General features: G+C 65.3%; 16 protein-coding genes. 5 read left to right on the forward strand and 11 right to left on the reverse strand.

Going from position 1 to position 19,732, the window contains the following annotated elements:
* Nucleotide 1: 1 nt before the first annotated feature.
* Both AC1AUD_RS02280 and AC1AUD_RS02285 read left to right on the forward strand, forming a co-directional pair.
* Nucleotides 2-2,584, forward strand: a complete 2,583-nt coding sequence (locus tag AC1AUD_RS02280) for a lysylphosphatidylglycerol synthase transmembrane domain-containing protein (protein ID WP_476571655.1) — start codon at nt 2-4, stop codon at nt 2,582-2,584.
* A gap of 141 nt (nt 2,585-2,725) precedes the next feature.
* A complete protein-coding gene (locus AC1AUD_RS02285) occupies nt 2,726-3,007 on the forward strand; it encodes an HU family DNA-binding protein (RefSeq protein WP_476571656.1) in 282 nt (93 codons plus the stop codon).
* Nucleotides 3,008-3,092: 85 nt separating this feature from the next.
* Here AC1AUD_RS02285 and pafA read toward each other — a convergent pair whose 3' ends face one another.
* The 6 genes from pafA to AC1AUD_RS02315 all read right to left on the reverse strand — a co-directional run bounded on the left by pafA (nt 3,093) and on the right by AC1AUD_RS02315 (nt 9,750).
* Nucleotides 3,093-4,538 (reverse strand): Pup--protein ligase, encoded by a 1,446-nt coding sequence (gene pafA, locus AC1AUD_RS02290; protein ID WP_476571657.1) that lies wholly within the window; start codon nt 4,536-4,538, stop codon nt 3,093-3,095.
* Complete coding sequence (locus AC1AUD_RS02295; protein WP_476571659.1) at nt 4,538-4,747, reverse strand: ubiquitin-like protein Pup; 210 nt, start codon at nt 4,745-4,747, stop codon at nt 4,538-4,540. Before AC1AUD_RS02295 ends, pafA begins: the two co-directional genes overlap by 1 nt.
* 1 nt (nt 4,748) lies before the next feature.
* A complete protein-coding gene (locus AC1AUD_RS02300; RefSeq protein ID WP_476571660.1) occupies nt 4,749-5,594 on the reverse strand; it encodes an inositol monophosphatase family protein in 846 nt (281 codons plus the stop codon).
* Between the two features lie 70 nt (nt 5,595-5,664).
* Complete coding sequence (gene dop / locus AC1AUD_RS02305; protein ID WP_476571662.1) at nt 5,665-7,377, reverse strand: depupylase/deamidase Dop; 1,713 nt, start codon at nt 7,375-7,377, stop codon at nt 5,665-5,667.
* 106 nt (nt 7,378-7,483) lie between these two features.
* A complete protein-coding gene (gene arc / locus AC1AUD_RS02310; RefSeq protein WP_476571664.1) occupies nt 7,484-9,064 on the reverse strand; it encodes a proteasome ATPase in 1,581 nt (526 codons plus the stop codon).
* Nucleotides 9,064-9,750 (reverse strand): DedA family protein, encoded by a 687-nt coding sequence (locus AC1AUD_RS02315; protein ID WP_476571665.1) that lies wholly within the window; start codon nt 9,748-9,750, stop codon nt 9,064-9,066. The genes arc and AC1AUD_RS02315 overlap by 1 nt, the downstream gene beginning before the upstream one ends.
* Nucleotides 9,751-9,788: 38 nt before the next feature.
* On the opposite strand from AC1AUD_RS02315, the gene serB reads away from it, so the two are divergent.
* Nucleotides 9,789-10,469, forward strand: a complete 681-nt coding sequence (serB, locus tag AC1AUD_RS02320) for a phosphoserine phosphatase SerB (protein ID WP_476571667.1) — start codon at nt 9,789-9,791, stop codon at nt 10,467-10,469.
* Nucleotides 10,470-10,559: 90 nt separating this feature from the next.
* Here serB and fmt read toward each other — a convergent pair whose 3' ends face one another.
* The 3 genes from fmt to AC1AUD_RS02335 all read right to left on the reverse strand — a co-directional run bounded on the left by fmt (nt 10,560) and on the right by AC1AUD_RS02335 (nt 13,712).
* A complete protein-coding gene (gene fmt / locus AC1AUD_RS02325) occupies nt 10,560-11,537 on the reverse strand; it encodes a methionyl-tRNA formyltransferase (protein ID WP_476571669.1) in 978 nt (325 codons plus the stop codon).
* A gap of 117 nt (nt 11,538-11,654) precedes the next feature.
* On the reverse strand, nt 11,655-12,359 hold the full coding sequence (locus AC1AUD_RS02330) for an HAD family hydrolase (protein ID WP_476571771.1): 705 nt from the start codon (nt 12,357-12,359) through the stop codon (nt 11,655-11,657).
* 390 nt (nt 12,360-12,749) lie between these two features.
* Nucleotides 12,750-13,712 carry an L-lactate dehydrogenase gene (locus AC1AUD_RS02335; protein WP_476571670.1) on the reverse strand — a complete coding sequence of 321 codons (963 nt, stop codon included), beginning with the start codon at nt 13,710-13,712 and terminating at the stop codon, nt 12,750-12,752.
* Nucleotides 13,713-14,071: 359 nt separating this feature from the next.
* On the opposite strand from AC1AUD_RS02335, the gene AC1AUD_RS02340 reads away from it, so the two are divergent.
* Both AC1AUD_RS02340 and AC1AUD_RS02345 read left to right on the forward strand, forming a co-directional pair.
* Nucleotides 14,072-14,329, forward strand: coding sequence for a DUF4160 domain-containing protein (locus AC1AUD_RS02340; RefSeq protein WP_476571671.1), 258 nt, complete (start codon nt 14,072-14,074; stop codon nt 14,327-14,329).
* A 9-nt stretch (nt 14,330-14,338) separates the two neighbouring features.
* Complete coding sequence (locus AC1AUD_RS02345) at nt 14,339-14,590, forward strand: DUF2442 domain-containing protein (protein ID WP_476571673.1); 252 nt, start codon at nt 14,339-14,341, stop codon at nt 14,588-14,590.
* 55 nt (nt 14,591-14,645) lie between these two features.
* Here AC1AUD_RS02345 and AC1AUD_RS02350 read toward each other — a convergent pair whose 3' ends face one another.
* A complete protein-coding gene (locus AC1AUD_RS02350; protein WP_476571674.1) occupies nt 14,646-17,609 on the reverse strand; it encodes a hypothetical protein in 2,964 nt (987 codons plus the stop codon).
* A gap of 554 nt (nt 17,610-18,163) precedes the next feature.
* Nucleotides 18,164-19,696 (reverse strand): GTPase HflX, encoded by a 1,533-nt coding sequence (gene hflX, locus AC1AUD_RS02355; RefSeq protein WP_476571675.1) that lies wholly within the window; start codon nt 19,694-19,696, stop codon nt 18,164-18,166.
* Between the last annotated feature and the right edge of the window lie 36 nt (nt 19,697-19,732).

Here is a 19,732-nt window from a genome sequence, read left to right on the forward strand (position 1 = left end):
CATGACCGACGACACCACCGTCATCACTTCCGCCGCCGCGGAGCCGCAGTCCGGCCCCGCGGCGGCGTCCGCTATGCCGGCCGCCTCGCATCCGTCATCCCCGGCGCCTTCCGGCGGCACAGGCAATCCCACGCCATCCCCGGCCTCCGAAACCCCGGCCTCCGAAACCCCGGACCAGCTCCCCCGCATCGACGACACCGCGCCGCACCGCACGCATGACTTCGGCGATCTGCTGCATGCGCTCGCCTCGGTGCTGCTGGCCGTGGTGGTCATCTTCTCCGCCACCTATCTGCGCGGCATCGTCTCCGGTGTCGAGATCGACGTGAAGAACGCCGGCAACGCGGTCCCCTGGCTGGCCGATCTGCCGGCCTCGCTGATGCTGCAACTGGCCACCGTGGCCGTCGTTGTCTCGGTGCTCGTCCATTTGCTCGTCAATCGACAATGGACGCAGACCGTCGTAGCCATCGTGGCGATGTTCGGCGGATACCTCGGCGCATGGCTGCTGTCGTTGGCGATCAGCGGCACCGGACTGACGCCGGTGATCGCCTCGCTGGTCTCCCCCACGACCAATCCCGGTCCCACGCTGCTGCCCGACTTCTACGCGGGCATCGCCGCGTTCCTCACCGCGGCAGGTCCCCGGCGCATCCGTTCGACGGTCAAATGGGGATGGAACATCCTCTATACGGTGGCCGTGCTGCTCATCGTGCTGTCCTGGCATTCGGTGGCCGGCGTGCTCGTCGCCTTCGCGGCCGGACGCTTCGTGGGCATGCTGGTGCGTTTCGCCGCGGGCACCGAGAACAAGGGCGCGTGGGGCGAACAGGTGGCCGACGCGTTGGCGGGCATCGGCCTGAACCTGGCCTCGCTGGAGCGCCGCCGGGATGAAGGATTGGACGAAGGCGCGCTGGGAGCGGCGCCCGACGACGATCTGGTCGAGGGATCGCGCATCTATGACGCGACCGACACCGCCGGACGGCATTACATCGTCTCCGTGCTCGACAGCCAGGTGCGCGCCGCCGGCTATCTGAAGCAGCTCTGGCAATGGGTGCGGTTCACGGGCGTGTCCATGCGCCGCGACCGTTCCACGCGCGAGGCCACGCAGCATCATCTCTCGATGATCCTGGGGCTGCGGAACGCGGGTCTGCCCGTCCCCAATCCCTATGGCATCGCCGACACCGGCGAATCCTCGATACTGGTGCTGCGCGGCACCGACATCATGCAGCCGATGAATCTCAACACCATGTCGGATTCGGACGCCAAGGCGCTGCTGCGCTATCTGTCGGTGGCCAACCGCCGGGGATACACGCATCGGCGCATCGGACCGGACACTCTGGCCCGTCTTGAGGATGGCACGCCGGTGATCGCAGGCTGGCAGAACGGAGACGATTCCAGTTCCGGCGCCAATGTGGCGCTGGATCAGGTGCAGCTGCTGGTGCTGCTGTCCGCGCTGCTGGGCCCGGAGCGCGCGATCGCCAACGCCCGCGTCGTCTGGAACGACGATATGCTGGCGGCCCTCGCGCCCTTCGTGCAGAAGGCCGCGGTGCCCGCAGCCACACGCGCGCTGCCGTCCTGGGACCGGCATCTGCCGCAGACCCTGCGTGACGAGCTCAAGGCCTTGGTGCCCGAGGAACTGGCCGAGAACCTTGAACCGGTGACGCTTTCGCGGTTCAGCCTGCGTTCCTTCCTTGGCGTGGCGCTGCTGGTCGTCGCCGTTGTCGTGGTGTTCACGCAGCTCAAACCCGACGAGGTCATCGCCGCGGTGCGCAACGCCAACCCGGCGTGGGCGTTGGTGTGCCTTGCCTTCGGCGTGCTCGCCTGGATCGGCTCGTCCATCGAGCTGGGAGCGTTCATGGACCGCGACCGCAGGCAGGTCCTCCCCCTGTTCATGTCGCAGGTGGCCGCCGGTTTCGCGGTCGTCTCGATGCCCGCCGGCGTCGGCCCCGCCTTCGTCAACCTGCAATATCTGCGCCATGCCGGATACCGGGGCACGAAGGCCACGGCCATCATGAGCGCCGTGCTGGCCGTGTATTACGGCGGCACCGTCGCGATGCTGCTGATCGTCGGCCTGTTCACCGGACAATCGACCGTCTCCGACATGATTCCGGCGAATACGATGATCACCGTCATCGCCGTCGTGGCGCTGATATGCGCGCTGGCGATGCTCATCCCGCCGCTGCGCCGGCTGGTCACCGCCCGCTTCCTGCCGGTGCTGGCCGCCTATGTGCGCCAGCTCGTCGATGTGCTCGGCCAGCCGCGTCAGCTCATGGCCAGCGTGGCGGGCATGCTGCTGCTCAACGCGTCCACGGCGCTGGGATTCTGGGTGGCGCTGCTGGCCTTCGGCTACCGCACGAATGTGATCGAGACGATGTTCATCTTCATGCTCGCCTACGCGCTCGGCTCGGCCGTGCCCACCCCGGGCGGCCTGGGCGGCGTGGAGGCGGCCGTCACCTTCGCCTTCGCCGCCGTGGGCGTGCCCCAGGCGGTCGCGCTGTCGGCGACGCTGCTGTTCCGCGTGGTCTTCTATTGGCTGCGCATTCCGATGGGCGCGCTGGCGATGCGCTGGATGGACCGGCGGGGACTGGTCTGATTTGTGTGCCTTTTTGGGGAAGGAACATACGCCCCAGGCCCTCGTAATGCAAGGATTGGCGGCAATCTGCGCTATTATCGGTGATGACACAGGGAAAGGCAGTGAAGTTGGCTTTCCCCCGAGCACAAAGAAGGATGCTTTATGGCATACAACAAGTCTGATCTCGTCTCGAAGATCGCCCAGAAGTCCAACCTGACCAAGGCCCAGGCCGAGGCCGCCGTCAACGCCTTCCAGGACGTGTTCGTCGAGGCCATGCAGTCCGGCGAAGGCCTGAAGCTCACCGGTCTGTTCTCCGCCGAGCGCGTCAAGCGCGCCGCCCGCACCGGCCGCAACCCGCGCACCGGCGAGACCATCGAGATCCCCGCCACCTACGGCGTGCGCATCTCCGCCGGCTCCCTGCTCAAGAAGGCCGTCGCCCAGTGATCGCGTTGTTCCGCTAAAGGAACGTCAAAGCCCCGGACCATGGAGGTTCGGGGCTTTTGCTATATAAGACCGCCTGCGTAAGCCCTCAGAGCGAGTCCATCAAACGCCGATACTCCGGGGTGGGTTCGGCGGCGAAGGGATCGAGCAGCGTCGTCTCGCAGCGCACGGGGGACGTGAGCTTCAGCGTCGTCCAATCGCAGGAGAACTGGGCGCCGGCCTTCAGCGCCGCGTCGACGAAGGCACCGCGCAATGCCGCGCGGGTGTCGGCCGGGGGTTCGTTCATCGCCGTGGCGACGGCCTGCGCCGACGCCAAGTCCCGCATCTGCCCACGCCTCAGCAGCGACAGATAGGCCGTGCCATTGGCCACGTCGTGATAGTCCAGTTCGATGCGTTCCAGCTGCGCGAAGCCGATATCGGGCCTGCGCGCCTTGAGCGCGGCGAACAGACGGCGTTTGACGGCCCAATCCACACGGTCGGCAAGTGAGTCGAAATCGCCCTGTTCCAAGGCGTCCAAAGCGCTCGTCCATTCCTCCAGCGCCATATCCGGCGCACTGGCGGCCATGCTCTGCGCCTGCCGGCGCACGAAATCCTCGACCACGCGCAGATATCGCCGCTGCATGGCAAGGGCGGTGATGTTTTCTCCATTGACCAAGGCCAGCGGGGCGTCGGGCGCGTCGAGGAAGCGGCTGACCGTGCGGTTCGCGCCCGCCGGATCGGCCAGCGCGCATTCCTCGAAACCGGAGGGCACGCCGCGGCGCATCGCATCCTCGATGACGCACAGCACCAGATGCGTGGTGGCGAGCTTCATCCAGGTGGCCCACTGGGAACGGTTCGAGTCTCCGATGATGACATGCAGGCGGCGGAAGGCCTCGGGGTCGGCATGCGGTTCGTCGCGGGTGTTGACCATCGGGCGCGCCCGCGTGGTGGCCGAGGACACCGCCTCGTCGAGGAAATCGGCGCGCTGCGTGATCTGCAATCCCTCGGGCGTGAGACGTCCCGCCCCGGTGAACGATTGCCGGGTGATGAGGAAGGGCAGCAGCTGCGCCTCGATGACGGGCAATGGCACGAAACGGCGCACCAGATAGTTCTCATGGCAGCCGAAGGCATGGCCGGCGGAGTCCACGTTGTTCTTGAACACATGGATCGTGGCACGTTCACCGTGGCTGGCGCGCAACTGCTCCTGCGCGGCGAGGGCGAGGCCTGCCATCGTTCTCTCCCCCGCCAGATCCTGCGCCAACGCATCCATCGGATCGCGCGCCTCGGCAGTGGCGTATTCGGGGTGCGAGCCGACGTCGAGATACAGGCGCGACCCGTTCTTCAGATAGGTATTGGTGGAACGGGAGCGGGAGACGACGGGCCGGAACATGGCCATGGCGACCTGCCCGGCTTCCACCGGCTTGTCCGCGCCGGTGACGGACACGCCGTATTCGGTCTCCACGCCGAAGATACGGGCGAACCCGTCCAACTCGGCGGATGGGACGGGTTCGTGGCTCGATGCCGCTCGGATGCCGCTGTCACGCAGCTGCGGCATCACTGGCCGCCCTTCTGCACGAAGCTGGAGACGTATTCCTCGGCGTTGGTCTCCAACGTCGATTCGATGTCGTCAAGCACCGCGTCGAGCGCGTCGATCTGATCCAGCGCCTGTTCGGCGGCGCCGGCCGAGATATCGACGCCCGCCTGTGCCTGCTGGTCGATCGACTGGGCCTCCCCGGCCTGCGCATGCTGCTGTTCCTGGGGCATATCAATCCCTCCAATAGCTCTTGAGATACGGAATCAAGTCGTCGTTGATCAGGCCATTGGTGGCCACGACGTCGTTGTCACGACGCCAGTGGATATGGTCGCCATCCCAGCGGCGCAGATATCCCTGCGCCTCGCGGATGACCAGGCCTCCCGCGGACACGGCGGGCACATCCCACGAATGCAGATGCGGCTCGAAATAGGCGTCGTAGGTGCCGTCGGCGACCTTGCACAGGTCGAGAGAGGCGGGACCGACGCGTTTGATGTCGGCGGGCAATCCAGCGATCTGGCCGACGATCTCAAGCGCGTGCTTCGATTCCTCCGGGCGGTAGGACATGCCGTAGGAGACGACCGAACCGTCGAGGTGCGCGGTCATCGAGGGCATGATGTTCTCGTGCTTGTCCCCCAAACCGGTTTTGCGCACGCGGATGGCGCCGTGATCCCTGGCGGCCATATAGGTCAGGCCGAGCGCCGGCGCGTTGACGACGCTGGCGATCGGACGGGCGGAACGTTCCTCGTTGACCTCGAACAGGCAGACCGTCACCGTCCATTCGGGCATATTGCGCATGTAGTTGATGACGCCGTCAATGCCGCCGACGCACCAGAAGCGCTGGCCGGGCTCGACCTCCTCGGGCCGGCCCCACCAGTTGCCGTCGAAGGGGTCGATGGCATAGAGGTTGGTCTCAAGGTATTTGACGAGCTTGTCGTCCACCTCGGCGTTGAACTTGGCTTCCGTGCCGAATTCGAGGTTGTTGTCGAGGTCGTGCGGCTTGACCTGCTCCTGCAGCGTGTATTTGCCGGCCTCTTGGGCGACTTCGGAGATGCGTTGCGCGAGTTCTCGCAATTCCATGGGTTTTACCTGTTCACCTTTGTCTTCGTGTCGATTCCTGTCGACTCTTCGTGTGTCTTGATTGTACCTGTCACGCCGCTTGCGGACCGTTCAGACGCGCCAGCAATTCCCCGGCCGAGGAGGTCTGCTCCAGAGCCTGCTCGACCTGGGCGCGCCCGAAGGCCAGCGGATCGGATATATCGAGGCCGATCAGATCGCCGGGGCGTTCCGACGTTCTGCTGGCGTTGCCATAGGTGTCTGCGAGCCCGCTGCCATCGTCGGCGCCGGCGTGGGCGCGGGCCGTCAGATGCGACCAGCTTGCCGCGACGAGCTGGTCGGGATACCGGCGCACGGCCTCGGCGCGCAGCCAGGCGCGCGTTTCCTCGGGGGCATGGGTTTCGGCATGGGCGAGGCATTCGTCGTCGATGAGCCGCTCCGTGCGGCCTTCGAGCTTGGCGTATATCGAGGTGGCGGGGTCGAGCGCCGCCCATTGCAGATCGATGGCGGCCAGACGTGGGTCGGCCCACAGGACATCGTCAACGGAGCCGCCGCGCCCGACGCCCTCATGCCGTCCTGCGTCCGCGGCCAGGTGCGCGGCCGCGATCTTGCGGCGCATGCGTTCGAGCAGCTGCCATTTGAGCAGCCATTCGACGCGGGAGGCCTCGCCGGCCATGGTCAGGCGAGTATCGTCGTCGGCATGGCGGATGGCGGCGACGTCGGCGAGCGACTGCCCCCACATGGCCATGATGTTGCGCGTGGAGCGATCGGGCCAGGAAGGTTCGCCTGCGGAATCGGTGCCGTGGATGGCCGCGGCGGCCTCATAGACGGCGGCGCGCAGCGTGACCTGCATCTGCCAGGCCGTGGTCTCGCCGCCGGTTTCCAACGGCAGCGGCGCGGACAGCGTCAGGTCATGGGACACCGTGTGCATGGCCTCGACCGGATCTGCCAGTTGCAGGCGCGCGAAGAGCGCATCGAGATCGACGCCGGCTTCGCGGGCGTGCTCAAGCAGCCATAGCAGCATGCTGGTGGTGCCGAGTTTCAGTGCCTGGGGCGTGTCCATGCGGTTGGCGTCGCCGACGATCACATGCAGACGGCGACGGTCGGACGGGGAATGCGATTCGTCGCGCGTGTTGATGATTGGCCGGTCGAAGGTGGTCTGCAAGCCGACGCGCGCATGGAAGTAGTCGGCACGCTGGGAAAGCTGGAATCCCGGGGTTTCGCTGGCCTCTCCGATGCCGACGCGCCCCGAGCCGGCCCAGATCTGACGGGACACGAAATGCGCGGTCATCAACGCGGCCACGTCAGCGAAGGGCACGGAACGATCCATCATATAGCTTTCGTGCGTGCCCCAAGAGGCGCCTTTGCCGTCCACATTGTTGCGATGGAGGACGATGGGCGCGCCGCCGGCCGTTTCGCTTGCGCGGCGTGCGGCTTCGAGCATCAGCCGGTCGCCGGCATGGTCCCAGGCCACCGCGTCGAAGGGATCATTCGTCTCCGGCGCGGAGTATTCGGGGTGCGCGTGGTCGACGTAGATGCGACCGCCGTTGGGGGCGATGACATTGGTCACCTCGAGCTGGGGCGAGTCGGTGAGCATATCGGGGCGGGCCGCCGCGCGATCGAGGCGGGTGCCGCGCGCGTCGTTGACCGGATCCTCCTGCCGATAATCCCAGCGGATGCGCCGGCGCGCCGGGTCCCCGGCCGCGCCGACCACGGCGAAGGAGAGGCGCACCGGCTGGTATGGCGCGGCGCCCGGGCGCGACACGGCGTATTCGGTTTCGGTGCCCATGATGCGTTTGACTGTCACGTTTATTCCCTTCCGCAGTTTTTAATTCGACCGCAGCAGCGGTCTCAGCCACAAACGATGCAGAGCTGCCGCCACCTCTATCACAAACAGTCCACAGGACTGTTTGTCACTGAGCTGCTTGTCCGACCGCCCTCATACGGACGATGGACCCGGCGTCGAAGCCGTTGATACGGCTCCATTGCACGGGATCGGCGTCGAGCAGCGCATCCCGGGTCTCGGCGAACTCCTCCTCGACGGCACCGGCCAGCAGGTCGATGTCAAGCGCCACGTCGCTCCCCGAGCCGATCGACGCCTTGACCGCCATCGTCTTGGCCCGGTCCACGATGTTCCGCAGCATCGCGCCGGAGGCCACATCGGCGAGGAACAACGCCGACCAACGCCCCCGCTCATCGCACATATCGGCCAGATGACGGCGTTCCGAACGCGTGTAGATATCGCGCACCAGCACCTGGGCGAGCGCGTCGGCGTCCAATCCCTCGGCCAGCGGCAGGTCGTCGGTCAGATAATGGCGCACGATGGCGCGCGCGGCCTCGCCGCCGGGCCGGCCGATGCGAATCTTCACATCGAGGCGTCCGGGGCGCAGCACGGCCGGGTCGATCATATCGACGCGGTTCGAGGCACCGATGACCATCACATTGTCCAATCGCTCCACGCCGTCGAGCTCCGCCAGGAACTGCGGCACGATCGTCGTCTCCACGTCGGAGGAGACGCCGGAGCCGCGCGTGCGCAGCAGCGAGTCCATCTCGTCGATGAACACGATGACCGGCCGGCCATCGGCGGCGCGTTCGCGGGCGCGTTTGAAGATCATGCGCACCAGCCGCTCGGATTCGCCGACGAATTTGTTGAGCAATTCCGGCCCCTTGACCGACAGGAACACACCGCGCCCGGCCGCGCCCGTGCCTTCGGACAGCGCATGGGCGACGGCCTTGGCGATCAAGGTCTTGCCATTGCCCGGAGGGCCGTAGAGCAGCACGCCCTTGGGAGGCCGCAGATCGTATCGTTCGAACAGCGGACGGTGCAGGAACGGCAGCTGCACGGCGTCGCGGATGCGTTCGATTTCCTCGTCGAGGCCGCCGATATCGTCGAAGCAGACATCGGGGGTCTCCTCAAGCACAAGGTCGGCGTCCTCCTCGGCCGGCAGCACACCGAGGGCAAGTCGGGCGGAGGGGTCCACGACGACACGCGCACCCGCCTCGGGAATCTGCTTTGCCACCTCGCTGACGCACCGCACGGTGGTCGCGTTGCCGCCGCCGTCAACGACGACGAGCCGTCCATCGCCCAGCGACTGCCGCACCGTGCGCACCGCGCCGATCATATCGGGGCCGCGTTGTTCGACGAGCACCATGCTGTCGTTGAGCAGTACTGTGTTGCCGGGCGCGAGGCGTGCGGCGGAGAGGTTCGCGGACACCGGCACGACGAGCCGGCGCGCGCCGACCAACACCTCGGCCGAGGCGTGCTGGATGCCGTCATCGTCGGTGAAGGAACGGTCCACCCGCACCATCGTGGCGAAGGTCAGCGGCGGCTGGGCGAGCTGCGCCAATTGCGCGCGTGCCTTGCCCAGTTCCTTGCTGGCGCGTCCCAGCGCCTCGGCGAGCGCATGGTTCTTGGCCATGAGCCGGTCGTTCAACGCCGCGAGATCCTCGGTCATGTCATCCTCCGGGCCGCCCGCTGTGTCGGGGCATGTCATTATTTTCTGTTCTTCACCAGATTACGGATCTTTCGCACGGCGAAGAAGACGATGACCAATATGAAGACAACGATCACCACGTCCTCGAACACGCCGAGCGCGCCCAATATCGAGCACCACCGGTCCCCGAGCAGGTATCCGGCCGACACCAGCACCGTGTTCCATACGGCCGATCCGAGGAACGTCCATCCGGAGAAGCGCCAGAAATTCATGCGGTTGAAACCGGCGGGAATCGATATCAGGGAGCGCACGACGGGGACGACGCGGCCGATGAGCACGGACCAAGTGCCGTATTTCGTGAACCATGCGTCGGCCTTGCCCACGTCGGCGCGGCTGACGCCGGGTATGCGGTCGGCGGCGCGGTTGATGCGGTGGATGCCGACCCAGCGCGAGATGCCGTAGAGCGCCCACGCGCCGAGCATCGATCCGACGGTCGCCCAGATGATGGCCCCGACGAGGCTCAGGCCGCCGCGCGCGGCCGTGAAGCCGGCCAGGGGCAGGATCACCTCGCTGGGGATGGGAGGGAAGATCGATTCAAGAGCGATGGCCATGGCCACGCCAATGCCGCCCACGGTTTCCATCAGCTGCACCAGCCAGTCGGTGATGGCGCCGATCAGGCCGGTTTCGCCGGTCGCGCAGGCCGTCTCGGAGGAGACGGCGAGGATGAGGGTATCGGGGAAAGACATGCGGGTCATTGTCCCAACGCTTTCCGACAATCGGTGGCATGGGTGAGGAAACTGCGCAATTCTTTGACAAGCCGGCCGCTCCGACGCTTGAAGCGCCGGGATTGCTGGTGATGGACGTCGATTCGACGCTGATCGACGAGGAGGTCATCGACGAGCTGGGGGCGGCGGCCGGATGCGGCGAGCGGATCGCAGCGGTGACCGAGCGGGCCATGCGCGGCGAGTTGGATTTCGCCGAGGCGCTGCGCGCCCGCGTCGCCTTATTGGAGGGGCTATCGGTTTCGGTGTTCGACGAGGTGCGCCGGCGCATCCATTTCACGCATGGTGCTTTGGAATTGATCGACGAACTGCATGCGCACGGCTGGAAGGTGGGCGTGGTGTCCGGCGGGTTCCACGAGGTCGTGGACAGGCTTGTCGCCGAGGCGGGCATCGACCATGCGATCGCCAACCGTCTCGAGGTCGTGGACGGCCGGCTCACGGGCCGGGTGCTGGGCGATATCGTCACGAAGGCCACCAAGCTCGAGCGGCTACATGCGTGGGCCCGGGAGGATGATGTGCCGATGGCGCAGACCGTGGCCATGGGTGACGGCGCCAACGATATCCCGATGATCCAGGCCGCCGGTCTGGGCGTGGCGTTCTGCGCCAAGCCGGCCACGCGCGCCGCCGCGCCGCATGCGATCGACGAGCGCGATCTCACGCTTGTGCTGGATTTCCTGCGCTAGTCGATTCGCAACCGTCCGAGGACACATTTCTGTGCCGCAATAACATTGCGGAGGTAGTCCAACGGACTTATTGCCCTACAGGTTTGTTCCTCAGACCAGCTTGGCGTTCTCTCCCAATCGGGCGCCGCGCGCCCAGTCGGCGGCACGCATGGCTTTCTTGCCCTGCGCCTTGACCTGGAGCAGTTCGAGCGGATGACCGGGCGTTCCGGTGCCGACCCAGACATTGCGCTTGCCGACTCGCAGGGCGCCGGGCTTGAGGTCGTCGGGGGTGTTCGGCGCAGTGGTGTCGGCCGGTTGCGCGGCGAGGATATGCAGCACCACGGGTTCTTCCGTTCCGCTGCCATCGGCGTCGAGTCCCGCCCATGCCCCGGGATTGGGCGTGCAGGCGCGGATCTGACGGTCGATGGCCATGACCTCGTCCGCAAAGCTCACGCGGGCGTCTTTGACGGTGATCTTATGCGCATAGACGGCGCCATCGTCGTCCTGCGGGGTCAGTGTGGCGGTTCCCGCGACGACGGAGGCCAGCGCGTCGACGTACATGGGGGCGCCCTCGACGGCTAGACGTTCCAGCAGTTCGCCGGAGGTCTCACGCCCGGTGAGTTCCACACTCATGGAGGCGACGATGGGGCCGTCGTCAAGCCCCTCCCCCACTTTGAACACGTCGGCGCCGCAAGTCGCGTCGCCAGCCCAGATCGCGCGTTGCGCGGGGGCGGCGCCGCGCCAGCGCGGCAGGTTGGAGAAGTGCAGGTTCCACCAACCCATCGGCACCGCGTCGAGCACCGCCTTGGGCAGGATGTTGCCGTAGGCGATGACCGCGGCGATCTCGGCGCGCGTCTCGGCGAGCAGGTCGAGGAAGCCGGCGTCACGCGGCTTGGCGTCGATGACGGGGATGCCGAGTTCGAGGGCCGCGGCCTTGACCGGGCTGGGGGCGAGCTTGCGTCCGCGGCCGGTGGGCGCGTCGGGCCGGGTGAGCACGGCGGCGATTTCGAAGCGTGAATCGGCGGCGAATGCCTTGAGGGAGGGCACGGCCACTTCGGGGGTGCCGGCGAAGAGGAGTCGGGTCGTCATATGCGGGGCCTTTCGGAAGTGACGGAACGATGGCGGGGTTGCGATGATGCGATGAGTCAGCCGCGCATCCGCTGCCATATCTCGGAGCGGTTCAACTGACGGCTGCGGCCAACGGCTTCATCGAACGGCGGGAATATCGACGCCGGCGTCGATGAGCAGCTGGCGCAGTTTGGCGGGGGCCTGGAAGCGCACGCCGCGGATGGCGGCTTCGTTGGCGCCGACGATGTTCATGGCCTTGTCATCGATGAACACCGCGCCGTCGGCCGCGATGCCGAATTCCTTGAGCGCCGCCTCATAGATGTCCTTGTGCGGCTTGCGAAGTTTGACGAAACCGGAGACGATCTTGCCGTCGAGGGCTTCGAGGATATCGCACTGCTCCTCGGCGACGTGGAACAGGGAGGCCTCCCAGTTGCTCAGGCCCCATACATGGATGCCGGCGGCCTTGAGGTCGTTGACGAGCACGCGCGCGCCGGGCACGATGCCGGTCAGGGAGTCACGGAAGTTGGCGATGTAATACTCGAGGATGTCCGCCCACTGATCCCCGTGGTCGCGGCGCATGATGGAGACGGCTTCGGAGGGCTCCATGCCGCCGTCCATGAGGTCGTTGACATCGTAGAAACCGGAGATGTCGTTATCAAGAAAGGCGTCGATGGTCTCCCGGCGGTATCGCGGAATCAGCACGGCGGCGGGATCCCAGTAGATCAGCACATTGCCGAAGTCGAAGATCACGTCGGTGATCGGCTTGCCGGCGTGCGCGGCGGCGGCGCCGTCGGCCACCATCACGTCGTATTCCATATCCGGTTCTCCGGGCCAACCCTTCATCGCATCCTCCTCGTCGGGAACGGCTGTAATCGTCTCCCATCGTTCCACGTCTCACCGACGAACCCGGGCGCTGACTACAGCGGACGTTTCCCCCATATGAACGCGTATCTTTGTAAAAACGTCCGCTGACACATATTCAGCGGACGTTTTACTCATCGAAGGCATCGCCTATGAAAAAACGGCGCACGCGCGCGAATTCGTTCTCCCGTGGGACGAAGGCGTATTGGAATACGTCGAGTCCCTCGGGAGGATGAAGGCGCGCCGTGCGCCGTAATACCGTAAAAATAGTGCGCTGTGTGTGCGAATTCAGGAGTTCCCAAGGTGAAGGCGTATTGGAATACGTCGAACCTTGGGAAGGCCTGAAGGCGCTCCACAGCGCACTATTTTCACTCAGAAGCCGAACTGGGCGGCGGTCTCCTTCAGCGTCTCGGCGGAGCGCTTGAGGGCCGCGAGCTCCTTGTCGGAGACGGGGGTGTTGATGGCGGTGTTGACGCCGTTGCGGTTGATGAGGGTCGGCACAGACATGCAGACGTCGGAGATGCCGTGGAAGTCCTTGAGCATGGAGGACACGGGCAGGATGCGGTTGGAGTCCTTGAGGACGGCCTCGATGATGTCGACGCCGGACATGCCGATGGCGTAGTTGGTCGCGCCCTTGCCGTTGATGATCTTGTAGGCGGCGTTCTTGACGTCCTGGTGGATCTCCTCGCGCTTGGCGGCGTCGAGCGGCTCGTGGCCGGGCAGCGGGGTCCAATCGCACATGGGGACGCCGCCGATGGTGGCGGAGGCCCACAGCGGAACCTCGGAGTCGCCGTGTTCGCCGGCGATGTAGGCGTGGACGTTCTTGACGTTGACGCCGGTCTGCTGGGCGATGAGGAAGCGCAGGCGGGCGGAGTCGAGGTTGGTGCCGGAGCCGAAGACCTGGTTCTCGGGCAGGCCGGAGAGCTTCTGGGCGACATGCGTGGCGATGTCGACGGGGTTGGTGATGAGCATGTAGATGGCGTTGGGGGCGACCTCGACCAGCGGCGGGATGATGGCCTTGAGGATATTGATGGTCGCGCCGACGAGCTCGAGGCGGGACTGGCCGGGCTTCTGGCGGGGGCCGGCGGTGATGACGACCATATCGGCGTCACGGCAGACCTCGGGGGTGTCGCCGCCGCTGATGGACACGGTCGGATAGAAGCTGGAGCCGTGCTGCATGTCGAGCACCTCGGCCTCGACGCGCTCGGTGGCGATGTCCTCGAGGACGATCTCGCGGGCGATGCCGCGCTGGGCGGCCGCGAAAGCGAGGGTGGAGCCGACGGCGCCGGCACCGATAACGGCAAGCTTGGTGGGCTTAACAAGTGATTCCGCCATGATGTGCGAACCTCTCTTCATAATTCATATGCGAAAGGCCGCGCCTTGCGCGGCCTTCGTTGAACCAACGCCATCACGATACCCCCACAACCTGACTTTGCACACCGCCCTGAAACGCCGCGCAATGGTTGGAATCATTGGCCTGTTACCGCTCACAACGACGACGGGAAACACAATGTGAGACGAGTCACATTGACGGCGCCATATGCTCCGTCCAATTCCAAATCAGAATCATCAGCACCATAATCACATAGTAAATAAGCGAAAGGAATGGCGGTAATACGGCATGTGATCGTAGTGTGGACTCGCGGCGCGCCGTTACAATTGACATCAGATAGATACGTCAAGGAGGCGTTGACTTGCCAATAGTCAGCATGTTTTTCGGGATTATCGTCCGCATGTATGCGGACGACCATAACCCGCCGCATGTCCACGTCGAGTATCAGGAACACAAAGCCATGTATTCATTGGATGGCGAACTTCTGTCAGGCGATCTACCAAGAAAACAGCATCGGATGTTCGTCGGATGGGCCGCATTGCACGAAGACGAACTCCGCGCCTCGTGGGACATTGCGCACGAGGGCGAACAACCGTATCCCATCGACCCATTGAGATGAGGTGACGACGTGTCCTTCCTCGATTATCTATGCGATGTGACGGAGTGTGAACCGTTGCCCGGATATCGGCTACAGGTCAAGTGCTCCGATGGCGCTTCTGGCGTGTTTGACATGTCGGGATACATCGTCCGCGGCATGTTCAGACCTTTGCGCGACGTGTCGCTGTTCAATCGCGTACACATCGTTTCCGGCGCGCCGACATGGCCGGGCGGCATCGATATTGCACCCGAGCGAGTGCGTTCCGACATGGTGCCGGACTAGATGGTTCTAGCACGGCACCATTCGCCAGTCCGCTTGTCGATATGGAGCCAAACGTCTAGCCGCGACGACGCAGCAGCAAGGTGACGCCGGCGGAGGCCAGCAGGAACGCGGTCAGCGCGACGGCAGATACGGATGCGCCGGTGCGGGACAGGACGGTCGATTTGCTCCCCGAGGCCGACGCGTTGGTGTCGGGGTTGCTTTGGCCGTTCTGACCTGGACGGCCGGTCTGTCCGCCTTGGGCGCCGTCCTGACCGGGGTTATCGCCTTGATCGCCGTTCCCACCGGGCTTACCGTCTTCGTCGGGCTTATTGTCGCCGGTCACCACAGCCGTGTACGTCACGACAATGGTGCCGCCGGAAGGCATCGCATAGGACACATCGAACCCATGGGTGCCGGGCACGTCACCCTGGTAATACACCGACGACAACCACGCGCGTCCCTCGGACGGACGGCGCGTGACCTCACGCGAACGATAACCCCACGTCGCCAAAGGCTCCGTGAAATCAATCCGCCCACCAACCTTGGCCTGCCTCTTGAGGAAACCAAACCCATCCAAACCCGCGTGCAGACGCAGGACCTCGCCCTTGGCGGGAGGAGCCACGACCGGACCGGCATCCAGAGTCGGAGGCATCACCGTGCCATCCGGGTTCACCACCGTACCACCGGGAACCACGACAGTGCCGCCGCCAGGCAACGTGACCTCGACCCGATCACCCGCCCCACCGGGAACAGTGACCGACCCATCCGGATTCACCGTGGAAACACCCGGGACCACGACAGTCCCGCCACCAGGCAACGTCACCTCGAAACGATCATCACCATCACCCGGGAGGATGACCGAACCATCCGGATTCACCACGGAACCACCCGGAACCATAACCGTGCCACCACCGCCCGGAAGCGTGACCTCGCCCTTGTCAGCAGGTTTGCCGGGAATGGTCACCGAACCATCCGGGTTCTCGGTCGAACCACCAGGCACCGTGGTGCCACCGGGACCAGGCTTGGACTCGGGCTCCGGCCCGGGCTCCGGACCCGGATCGGGAGACGGGCCAGGCTCGGGATCGGGATCCGGGTCGGGAGACTGCTCCGACACCGCGAATGTGGATGAATACACCGGATCCACGCCGGACTTCGAGAACCTCAACCGATACGAACCGACTTTCTTCGCCTCGGAGGTATCGGCCCAGGTCTTGCCGTCATCCGACGAATACTCCAACGCCGGGCCAGACCAACCATCAGCGAAACCCGCCTCGAACCGCTGGCCGCCACGCTCATACACATCTGTGCCCGCGCCCTCCGGCAACCCCGCGGCATCGATCAGCGCATTATTCGCGTTGTGATCCGCGCCATCATAGGTCCAACCAGACGGCACGACGATATTCGACTCAGCCGGCGTCACCCTCCACAGGAACCCGCCGTTCCCCTCGAATTTGCCACCGGCATCCACGATCGACCCATCCTCAACGACGACCGAGCCGTTGTTCTCGATCGTCACGCCGGACTTCAGCCCCAACGCCGCGCCGGACGGCACCGTCAACGTCTTGCCGGAAGGAACCTCGAACGAATCAGGAGACGGCGAGCCATACACACTGCCGGCGTTTCCCTCGACTATCACACCAGACCACGCGCCTTTGTCACCGTCATCGCCAATGGCCTTGCCGGACGCGCCGCCGCCACTGGCGAACACCACGCCATCACCCGACGCGCCACCTTCGGCGACGGTCGAAAAACCACCGCTCCCCCTAGGTGTGGTCGCCGAATACGCGCCGGCGCCGATACCGGACGCCTCGACGAAATTGTTCAAGCCGTGTTTCCCGCCGGTCGCAGTCACCACGCCACCGGTCACGCCCACCATGCCACCGGCGGCATCATCCACACCGCCGATACCAGCACCACCATATGAGCCAATGGCAGTCACAACCCCACCAAACACCGACACCACACCACCAGCAACACCCTGGCCTCCGCCAATACCGGCAGCCCATTGCCCTCCGACCGCGGTCACCGAACCGCCATGAACCTCCACCATCCCGGCGGATCCCCGCGATCCGGAAGCGAAATTCCTCGTGCCGATGCCCGCGGAAAAGTCCGCTCCCGACGCCCGCAACGAACCGGAACCATGGACCCGCAGCAGTCGATCCCCCTCAACCTCGACACCCGGATAACTGGACTCCACACCTCCGGTCGCCTTCAGGACATTGCCACCCCTCAACATCAAATCCAACGAGCCGGACGCGACCTCTAGCGGAGAGCCAGCCGACGTCCCGACAGTCACACCATCGATCGTCAGGTTCACCGTGCCGCCGGTTCCCGGGTCGGCGACGATGCGGTTTGTGGTGGTCGCCGCGCCGGGCTTCATCGAAACCGTGTAGGGGCCGGCACCGGTGAACGTCAACACGCCATTCGCGAACGACCAACCGGAATCATCCGGAGCCACGACGAAATCACCTGACTCCTTCTCCTGAGAGTTGGAAAAGGTGCCATCCGCTCGCTTGTGGACCACGCCATGGGTAGAGTCAAGGGTCGGCGTCACGTCAGCAGTCTCGCCACCAAGGTTCTGCCGCCACGTACCATCGGGCTTCTCCCCATTGAGCAGCCACGCCGTCTCGCCGGACTCCAGCTGGCCGGCGGTCAACATGGCGTTGAGAGACTCGTTCGTACCATTGTTCACGCAATTCGCGAATACCATGAACTCGTCGGGAGTGCCGATCCGGACCGGGGTCGCTGACATGCAGTCGATGGTGGAGGACGTGGTTTGCGTGCCGGACGCGGGGGCTACCCCTCCGGCGCTGCGCGCCACCTCCCCTGCAAGGGGAGGATTAATGGGCTGGGCCTCGGCGCCGCGCACCGTCTCCTCTGCGAGGGGAGGATTGACGGGCTGGGCCTCGACGCTGTGCGCCGATTCCTCCGCAAGGGGAGGGTTAGTGTCGTCGGCCATAGCCGGGGCAGAACCGACAGCCAACGACGCCAACGACGCCACGGCGGCCAACGCACCCACGACCCTGCGAGTCATTCCCATCGAACACCGGCCATGGCGACTCCTTAGCTCAAGCCATCAAACAGCTCCCAGCCTAGGGTCATTGCCCCCCCCCCCGCAACCAGCGGGCACAAAACGCCAATCCGGGCATGAACGGCATATCAGCGATATATATCGTTCCTCTCCCCAAAAGTAGCCATGTCCTCGTTTCCACATCGGGATCCGCAGACAACGAGTGCCAACCCCTTCCGCAGCGGTTTGCCCAATTACCATCGGATTTGTTCGTATCTCCGCGAGATTTGTTCGAAACTCCGCCGGGTTCGTACGAAACCGTAATGGACCCGTACGGAACTCCGTCAGGTTTATGACACCAGACATCACAAACCCGGCAGAGTTCCGTACGGATCCAACAGAGTTCCGTACGGACCCGGCGGAATTCCGCACGAACCCGGTGGGAGTTACATACAAACCCGGCGGAGTTCCAGCCAATCAGCAAAACCGACTCACCCTGATGAGGCAAAACCACTGGGCCTTGTCTCACGCCTACCCTCTTCCTCTGAGAAGACGGAACAGCCCAGTGGAAGCAGGCCCACACCTCAGTCGATGGCGGCGGACATGAGGCGAGCGGCGAGGTGGTCGTCGACGTCGGCTTCGATCTGCATGCCGTCGTCGCGGTAGTCGACCGAGGTGACGGAACCGTATTGGCGAGCCTGCGAAAGCAGGGAACCGGCGGAATACGGCAGCAGCGCGGAGACATGCACGTTGGGCACCGGCAGCAGCGCTTCGACGGCATCCCGCAGACCGTCCAAGCCTTCGCCGGTGAAGGCGGAGACGATATGGGCCTCCGGTTCCAACGCCGCCAAACGCTCGCGCGTGGTGTCGTCGATCTGATCGGCCTTGTTGAAGGCCAGCACGCGCGGAATCGATTCCGCGCCGGGGATATCGGCCAGCACTTCGTTGACCGCGTCGATCTGCGAGAAGGGATCGGGGTGCGAGCCATCGACGACATGCAGGATCACGTCGGCATCGCCGACCTCCTCCAGCGTCGACTTGAAGGCCTCGACCAGCTGCGTGGGCAGGCGGCGCACGAAACCAACCGTGTCCACCAGCGCGTAGAGCCGTCCGTCCTTCGCCCGCGCCCGGCGCACAGCCGTGTCCAGCGTCGCGAACAGGGCGTTCTCGACCAGCTCGGACGAACCGGTCAGCCGGTTGGTCAGCGAGGATTTGCCGGCGTTCGTGTATCCGACGACGGCGACGGTGGGCAGGCCGTAGCGCCGGCGCGAGCCGCGCTTGACCTCGCGCGCGGGCGCCATCTCGGCGATTTGCTTGCGCAGGCGCGCGATGCGCGTGCGGATGACGCGACGGTCCATCTCGATCTTCGTCTCGCCCGGGCCACGCGAGCCGATGCCGGCGTCCGCTCCGGCCGCGCGGCCGCCGGCCTGGCGGGACAGGGAGCCGCCCCAGCCACGCAGACGCGGCAGCATATATTGTAACTGGGCCAGCTCGACCTGCGCCTTGCCCTCGCGCGAGGTGGCGTGCTGGGCGAAGATGTCTAGGATCACGGCGGTGCGGTCGACGACCTTGACCTTGGCGACATCCTCGAGCGCACGACGCTGGCTCGGCGGCAGATCGTCGTCGACGATGATGGTGTCGGCCTCCTTGCGCGCCACGATATCGGCGATTTCACGGGCCTTGCCGCTGCCGACATAGGTGGCCGAATCCGGCTTCAAACGATGCTGCAGCAGACCGTCGCAGACGACGGCGCCGGCGGTCTGCGCCAACGCGGCCAGCTCGCGCAGGGATTCCGTGGCCTTCTCCTCGGTGGTGACGGCACGCGACCAGACGCCCACCAGCACGACTCGTTCCAGACGCACCTTGCGGTATTCGACCTCGGTGACGTCCTCGAGCTCGCCCAGTCCCTCCACATGCTTGAGGGCGTTGCGCGACTCGCGCTCCTCCCACTCCTCGTCGCCGGACAGGTCGAAGTCGACGCCGTGCGCATGCTCCCCCAGCAGCACCTCGGACTGGTCCGACAGCACGCCGGAGACCACGTCGTCCCGCGCTTCCTCGGTTTCGAGCGCAGACCCGGCTTCGTTCCGCTGCGTCAAAGGTACCTCCGCTATTCCCATATCCACTGGTCCGCCGTTCCGCGCGAACTCTCGCAT

The sequence above is a fragment of the Bifidobacterium sp. LH_730 genome, assembly GCF_056355835.1.

Excerpts from the sequence above, each read along its gene's own strand:
- AC1AUD_RS02350 (WP_476571674.1), bottom strand. The coding sequence starts at position 17,609 with ATGGGAATGACTCGCAGGGTCGTGGGTGCGTTGGCCGCCGTGGCGTCG.
- hflX (WP_476571675.1), bottom strand. The coding sequence starts at position 19,696 with ATGGGAATAGCGGAGGTACCTTTGACGCAGCGGAACGAAGCCGGGTCT.
- AC1AUD_RS02280 (WP_476571655.1), top strand. The coding sequence starts at position 2 with ATGACCGACGACACCACCGTCATCACTTCCGCCGCCGCGGAGCCGCAG.
- AC1AUD_RS02285 (WP_476571656.1), top strand. The coding sequence starts at position 2,726 with ATGGCATACAACAAGTCTGATCTCGTCTCGAAGATCGCCCAGAAGTCC.
- AC1AUD_RS02330 (WP_476571771.1), bottom strand. The coding sequence starts at position 12,359 with ATGAAGGGTTGGCCCGGAGAACCGGATATGGAATACGACGTGATGGTG.
- serB (WP_476571667.1), top strand. The coding sequence starts at position 9,789 with ATGGGTGAGGAAACTGCGCAATTCTTTGACAAGCCGGCCGCTCCGACG.
- AC1AUD_RS02315 (WP_476571665.1), bottom strand. The coding sequence starts at position 9,750 with ATGTCTTTCCCCGATACCCTCATCCTCGCCGTCTCCTCCGAGACGGCC.
- pafA (WP_476571657.1), bottom strand. The coding sequence starts at position 4,538 with ATGCCGCAGCTGCGTGACAGCGGCATCCGAGCGGCATCGAGCCACGAA.
- arc (WP_476571664.1), bottom strand. The coding sequence starts at position 9,064 with ATGACATGCCCCGACACAGCGGGCGGCCCGGAGGATGACATGACCGAG.
- AC1AUD_RS02335 (WP_476571670.1), bottom strand. The coding sequence starts at position 13,712 with ATGGCGGAATCACTTGTTAAGCCCACCAAGCTTGCCGTTATCGGTGCC.
- AC1AUD_RS02295 (WP_476571659.1), bottom strand. The coding sequence starts at position 4,747 with ATGCCCCAGGAACAGCAGCATGCGCAGGCCGGGGAGGCCCAGTCGATC.
- fmt (WP_476571669.1), bottom strand. The coding sequence starts at position 11,537 with ATGACGACCCGACTCCTCTTCGCCGGCACCCCCGAAGTGGCCGTGCCC.
- AC1AUD_RS02300 (WP_476571660.1), bottom strand. The coding sequence starts at position 5,594 with ATGGAATTGCGAGAACTCGCGCAACGCATCTCCGAAGTCGCCCAAGAG.